Here is a 252-nt window from a genome sequence, read left to right as displayed (position 1 = left end):
ATGACGAATCAACTCTTTGAAGCCGCCTTGGGAATCAAGGCCCCGTGGTACGTGCAAGGCGTCGACTTTGATACGGCCAAACGGCAACTCACGATTGCGGTGGACTTTGTCGCCGGCAGCCGCTTCGGGTCTGTCAGAAATTTCGTGTTCAAGGCATATGATGCTCCCCAGGAGAAAATATGCCTCGCAAACCCAAGACCCCACCGGTAGAGCTGCCGGCGATTCCTGCTGAACTTCTTGAGCAGTTCGGCA

1 pseudogene is annotated in these 252 nt (G+C 55.2%); it reads left to right on the top strand.

Features of this window, described 5'->3' with window-relative positions:
- Window positions 1-126: pseudogene (locus tag GWC77_RS29410) on the top strand (ISL3 family transposase); the annotation flags it as partial.
- Window positions 127-252: the final 126 nt, after the last annotated feature.

The organism is Paraburkholderia sp. NMBU_R16 (genome assembly GCF_013282575.1).
In the GTDB taxonomy this organism is placed as follows: domain Bacteria; phylum Pseudomonadota; class Gammaproteobacteria; order Burkholderiales; family Burkholderiaceae; genus Trinickia.
Note: the sequence above shows the minus strand (reverse complement) of the source record. Positions and strands in the feature narration are given on the sequence as shown.